Below are 5,641 nucleotides of genomic sequence, written 5' to 3'. Positions count from 1 at the left end.
TTTGCGCTAAGTCTGAGAGTAAGGCTGAAGACAAGCAAAATGATAAGTCTAAAGATAAGGCAAAAGCTGGTAGACGTGATAAGAAAGGCAGTGCATCTCCATATGTGGTAAAGGTGACATCTTCAGCTCTTGATGTGCGAAAAGAACCGGATATAAAGAGTTCTGTCTGTACCACAATCAAAAAGGGAGAAGTATATACCATTGTGGAAGAACGTAAAACTGATTCCACTGTTTGGGGAAAGTTGAAGAGCGGTGCCGGATGGATTAATCTTTCAAAAACAGAAAGAGTATAAAAATATTCAAATTTTCATTTCTGGTAATTAGCAAGCGTATTTTTCTATCCTATAATATAACTGCAACAAAATAATACCGGCTTTTTATGTTGAATAACAAAGCACTGTGTTGCAGGTGCGGAAAGGAGAAAGAAAGCTATGATGTCAGAAAAGGGAAGAAGCAAGTCAGTTCCGAAAGGGAAAAGCAGATACTCCGGTGGCAAAAGAGCCAGAGATCAGACTGGGGAATATTACGGACAGGGTGACAGTTCCTGCTTTCAGAGAGAATAAAGTCTATAGTGAAACTTCTCACAGTGAGGAAAGGATAGGAGACCTGCTTGAAGACCTGCAAAGAGAGGCAGAACTTGAGTATATCTCGGATATACCCTATGCTGCGTATGAGAATCAAGTGATTAAGGCGATAGAGAGACTTCAGGCAGAGGACTATCCTGCCGAACAGTGGAAGAAAGCTTTGGTTTATATCCTGAAAAGCAGAAAATGCTAACCGGTCAAAAGGCAGGGCGTGATGTATGTATATCTGATATATGTACATCACGCTTATTTGCTTAAGAACCGGAGTATTGAAAAAATTTCAGCGATTACTAAACTGGTACCCAGATGATGGACAATGACTTGACAGTCAAAAGAGCTCATCATCTGGGTACTTTTTTATTGTGATCGGAAGGGAGAATGCTATGAGATTTGTATACAACGAAAAAGAACTGATTAAGAACCCTTGTGTACTCAAAGTTGATAAATGGAATCTGACACTAAGAACGGATTTTAAAATCGAACTGTTTGAGTTATGGAGGAATGGAGAGATGGATAAGTTAGAACAACGGCTTACAGAGAACGGATTTATCCCTGGTGTTGTAGATACTTATTTTGCACAAAAACTAATAACGTCTTTTAAGAACAGCGGATATCCGACATACAAAGGTGATGAAATTGTTTTTTCGTCGGGGAAGATGTTGGAGCATCCGCTGATCAAGTCTGGAAAGTTTGAGGTGGCTAAAAAGAGCCATTATGTACAGATTAAGAAGGAATTCGAAAATGAACTGTTTAAGAAATACCCGGAAGTACCAATAGAAGAAGGTTTGCAATCTGCCGGCATCGATCTGACAGATGTTGGGTATCAAAGGATCGCCCGCTTGAAAAAAATGTTTGAAAAGCGGACACAGCAGATATATTCAGCAAATACCGCAGCTGTTTCTGAAGATGAAAAAGTTGATGATGAGTACAGGGGGCTACGAACGGATGAAAAAGAGATAAAAAAGCTGTTCCGCCATCCATACATTCAAGGCTATGACGGCACTGTAATCACTCTCTCTGAAAGCTTCTATAATGAGGCATACCTGATTGCTGATGTTGGTATTGATGTGCTCCTCAAGACGTATGAGTTACCAACGGAAATGTTCAGTTCTAATGACCGACTGTACATTAGTGCAAAACTTTATAACTGGAGTCCGACAGAAAAAAGTATGGATGAATTGAACAAACAGGTGATTAGGATATGGCGTGCAAGAATCCGGATATTTGCTGCGCAGATCTCAAGGGGATTCGATGTACTTCGGGATGAACTTTCCTGTATGGATTATGAAAAGAAACGTCATCTGGCATGCTGGATTGATTCATTGCCACGGGATCCTTGGGGGCATTATACAACCCGGCGGATCCTTGAGATCATAGGTATGGCAAAGAGTACCTATTACGAACTCCTTCGCAATGAGGATTATGGAAACGGCGCCAAACGACGGGAAATGCGTGATGATGAGGATATCCTGCTCGTGCAGCAGGTTGCTGAATATAAAGGTTACAAGAAGGGCTATCGGCAGATCAGCATGATGATGAAGGATGTTACCGGAAAGAACATGAGCCCGCACAGGGTGCTTTATCTGATGCGAAAGTACGGGATGAAGACCAGCATCCGTAAGCCCAGTAAGAATCGAAAGGCAATGAAGGAATTAATGAAAAGGAACGGAAAACCGAACCTTTTGATGCGCAGGTTTAAGTTGCATCGTCCAAATGAAGTAAGACTGACGGACGTGACCTATCTTGATTATGGTACTGACCAGCGCGCGTATGGCTCCGCTTCCATTGACCCTGTTACGGGAAAACTCATCTGTTTTATTATCAGCGAGAATAACGACTTGCAGCTGGCGCTTGATACGCTGGTAGCAATGGATGAGTATCCGTTAAAGAGTGGCGGAATCATACATTCGGATCAAGGTATCCTGTATTTCACGGATGATTTTCAGGCAGCTGTAGCAGAAAGGGATCTGATACAATCCATGTCCAGACGAGGGAACTGTTGGGATAATGCACCGCAGGAATCATTCTTCGGACATTTCAAGGATGAGTGTGATTATAAGAAATGCAGAACCTTGAATGAATTACAGATACAAATTGATGATTATCGTGTATACTATAATGAAAAGCGTCGTCTTTGGGAACGGGGAAAGATGACTCCGTCAGAATACGAGGCATATCTGGAAGGTCTGGACGAGAAAGCCTTCCAAGAATACATAAAAAACGAGGAAACTGTTTTCCTCAGAAAAAAAGAAAAATCGGCACAGGCGGCTGTAGACAAAGCAAAGAGCCGAAAAAAAGCAATAAAGGACAGGTTGGAGGAGATTGAAAATGAAACTGGCAGCAAAACAGAAATATAAATATGCGGATGGTACGGACAGGCCGGATGATAAGATCATCCCATTTCTTGATAACCCATTTGTATCAGGGTTTAAGGAAGACCGGCTTTACTATACAAAGGATTTCGATGTGGCGATGTATAAGAAGATCCGGGAAGGAATGACATATGTAGAGGCATACAATGCTCTTGGATTTGATACAAAGGTACTCGGCGAGGATCGCGCCAATGCTGCTGGCAAGCGTGTTATGCAAAAAGCCAGAGATCATAAGCTGTTCACGGTGGATGAGACCAGCTATGACGGCAGCGTTCCGAGGGAAGAGATGGGCGAACTGACGCCGGAAGAAGAAAGAGCGTATCTGAGAGCGCGGACACACTATCTCGAAGAGATGCTTTCGGCTCAAAAAAAAATACGATCCGAATTGGAGGCCATGTCTACATCTTAGAAGAACAGGAAGTAAAGGAAGACCGCTTTGCACTTGCAGATTCCTTTATACGTAAGCAGAAACGTATGCCAAATGGGTACAGTCTCTGTGCCTGTCTGAAGATGTTTGGGGTGTCTCACTCAGGCTACTATGCCTGGCGTGGAAGGCAGGAAGACAGAGATGGCAAGCAGGCAAAAAAAGAAGCAGCCGCAAGAGAAATCTGTGAAAAGATGCGTCAGATCATCCTTGCAAGAAACGGTATAATTCCGGGAAAAAGAACTTTCAGAGTCGAGCTTTTTCGACGATATGGTCTTACAGTAAACCTGAAGCGAATCGCCAAACTTATGAAGAAGATGAACCTTGTCGCGGCAAAACCACACAAGGATGCGTATAAGCATCAGGCATCTCATAATCATGTCTGTGCCGCACCGCCTAATGCAGTGGGGCAGGATTTCTTTGTCGGACCGAGAAAGGTAATACTGACGGATATCACTTATCTTTACTACGGACCGTATCGGAGTACTTTCTATCTCTGTGTTTTCAGGGATGCTTATACACGCGAGAATCTCGGCTGGAACGCTGGGACAAACATGGACACAGGTCTTGTAAAAACAGCGTATCAGGCCATGATTGAAAAGCATGGAGATGAGCTGAAAGACAGTGCGGTGTATATCCATAGCGATCAAGGGAGCCAATACCTGTCAACCACGTTTAAGCAACTGATTGAGGATGATGGATTCGTACAGTCTGTCTCAGCAAGGGGAAACTCGCAGGACAATGCGCCGATGGAGAGCTTCTTTGCGCGGCTGAAAACGGACATCATAGATATGGTCGCACTATGTAAGACGTTGGATGCGGCACTTAAGCTTGTAAATGGTTATCTCAAAGCCTACAATGGAGAGCATTACCAATACGAACTCGCAGGTCTGACACCGGAAGAATTCTACTCATATGCGATGACGGGCGTGTACCCGTTGGATAGTTATTTTGGAGTTCCTGCCTCTGAGATGATGGCAGTCGGTGATCTTTCAAAAGTGCGTAGGAAATATGCGGATGAAGAGGCAAAGAAAAGGCGTGAGGCTGCCGCATTTAAGCGTGAGCAGCGAAGAATGATCGATCCTCTTAAGATAATACACCGCGATCAGATGCTGCTTGATCAGATGATCAGTAAGTGGAGAAAAGCAGAACAGTCTGCAGGAAAACAGGTGGAACATCTGAAAGATATCCTTGAGCAGGTAAAAAAAGCTATGGCATATGTAGCAAACCTGCCAACGAAAAAACAGGACGAACTAAAAGATCCGCTTGCATGGCGTAATCATGAAGAATTGTCTTATGTGTTTGCGATGAATGAATTATTTTGAAAGAGACAGGAAAACAATAAAGGTGTAAAATAACCGCAGGAGCGGTATTCTCATGGACAGTCAACGGCACGGGATTCCAGTATTGGGTATCCCACACCGCCTGCATGGGAGTCCGCTCCATTCTGCGGCAGTAAAGGGGCATCCGCTACATATCGGAAACCGGAAGGTTATGCGGGGCTCTGCCCCTGCACCCCGACCTCATCCAAGGAACTGAATATAATCTGCAAGCCGGGGGAGGTTCCCGGCCTTTGGTCGTGCCCTGTTCCTGTCAGGTATTTGTCCGGGACTGTCTACTTTGATTTGGGTGCGGGCGCAAAAAAATCCGGAACTGTCTGTTTTGTGTCCGGACTGTCTGATTCTATTCCATTGGTGTCAGCTTTGATTCCGTCGCTGGCGTTTTAAGTTCTATAAAAAGGCATTTTCTGTCTAAAATTTGTCCTTGACTTTTGCACCAGTATATACAAGGCATGAAATATTATGATTATTTTAATAAAACAGTGGAAATACTTGTGCAAATATGATAAAATAACGATAACTTTTTAAAAAGTTTTGGACATCTTGCACTGCTTTTGTTGCGCAGAGTGTAATATAGTGATAAATGCTCTTAGAAAGCAATTATGAAGAAACTATCGGGAATACTATAATATTCAGACAGAAAATGCCGATATACCATATATGGTAATTGCTATAAGACGCATGATAATAAAGAATGTCCCAAAACCGGGATTTGATAAAGGCAAGGTGTCTGTTTTATGGGGTACACCGGGACAGGAAGAATACGATATAAGCACCAATACGAAGGGATTTAGTTGACTATGGGTAATCATGTATTAAAATCATTATACATACATAAATACATACATACATAGGGCGTTCTCCGTCCTTTTATCACTATGCGTAAAATTAAAGCATCCGATGATGACTTGCGGTACCGCA

General features: G+C 43.0%; 6 protein-coding genes. All 6 read left to right on the top strand.

Annotation, left to right across the window (positions count from 1 at the left end):
* The coding region (locus tag J6O61_RS08085; protein WP_292211749.1) for an SH3 domain-containing protein at positions 1-293 on the top strand (293 nt) is incomplete at its 5' end.
* A gap of 196 nt (positions 294-489) precedes the next feature.
* On the top strand, positions 490-777 hold the full coding sequence (locus J6O61_RS08080; RefSeq protein ID WP_292211746.1) for a hypothetical protein: 288 nt from the start codon (positions 490-492) through the stop codon (positions 775-777).
* Positions 778-967: 190 nt separating this feature from the next.
* Entirely contained in the window at positions 968-2,941 is a 1,974-nt protein-coding gene (locus J6O61_RS08075) for an IS3 family transposase (protein WP_292211745.1), read from the top strand.
* Positions 2,913-3,365 (top strand): hypothetical protein, encoded by a 453-nt coding sequence (locus J6O61_RS08070; RefSeq protein ID WP_292211743.1) that lies wholly within the window; start codon positions 2,913-2,915, stop codon positions 3,363-3,365. The genes J6O61_RS08075 and J6O61_RS08070 overlap by 29 nt, the downstream gene beginning before the upstream one ends.
* Positions 3,366-3,430: 65 nt before the next feature.
* On the top strand, positions 3,431-4,705 hold the full coding sequence (locus J6O61_RS08065) for an IS3 family transposase (RefSeq protein ID WP_292211741.1): 1,275 nt from the start codon (positions 3,431-3,433) through the stop codon (positions 4,703-4,705).
* A 675-nt stretch (positions 4,706-5,380) separates the two neighbouring features.
* Positions 5,381-5,518 (top strand): hypothetical protein, encoded by a 138-nt coding sequence (locus J6O61_RS08060; protein ID WP_292211738.1) that lies wholly within the window; start codon positions 5,381-5,383, stop codon positions 5,516-5,518.
* Positions 5,519-5,641: the final 123 nt, after the last annotated feature.

Origin of the sequence: Butyrivibrio sp. (genome assembly GCF_017635265.1) — a bacterium.
In the GTDB taxonomy this organism is placed as follows: Bacteria; Bacillota; Clostridia; order Lachnospirales; family Lachnospiraceae; genus Butyrivibrio.
The sequence above is the reverse complement of the archived record's forward strand: the minus strand, read 5'-3'. Positions and strand labels throughout refer to the sequence as shown.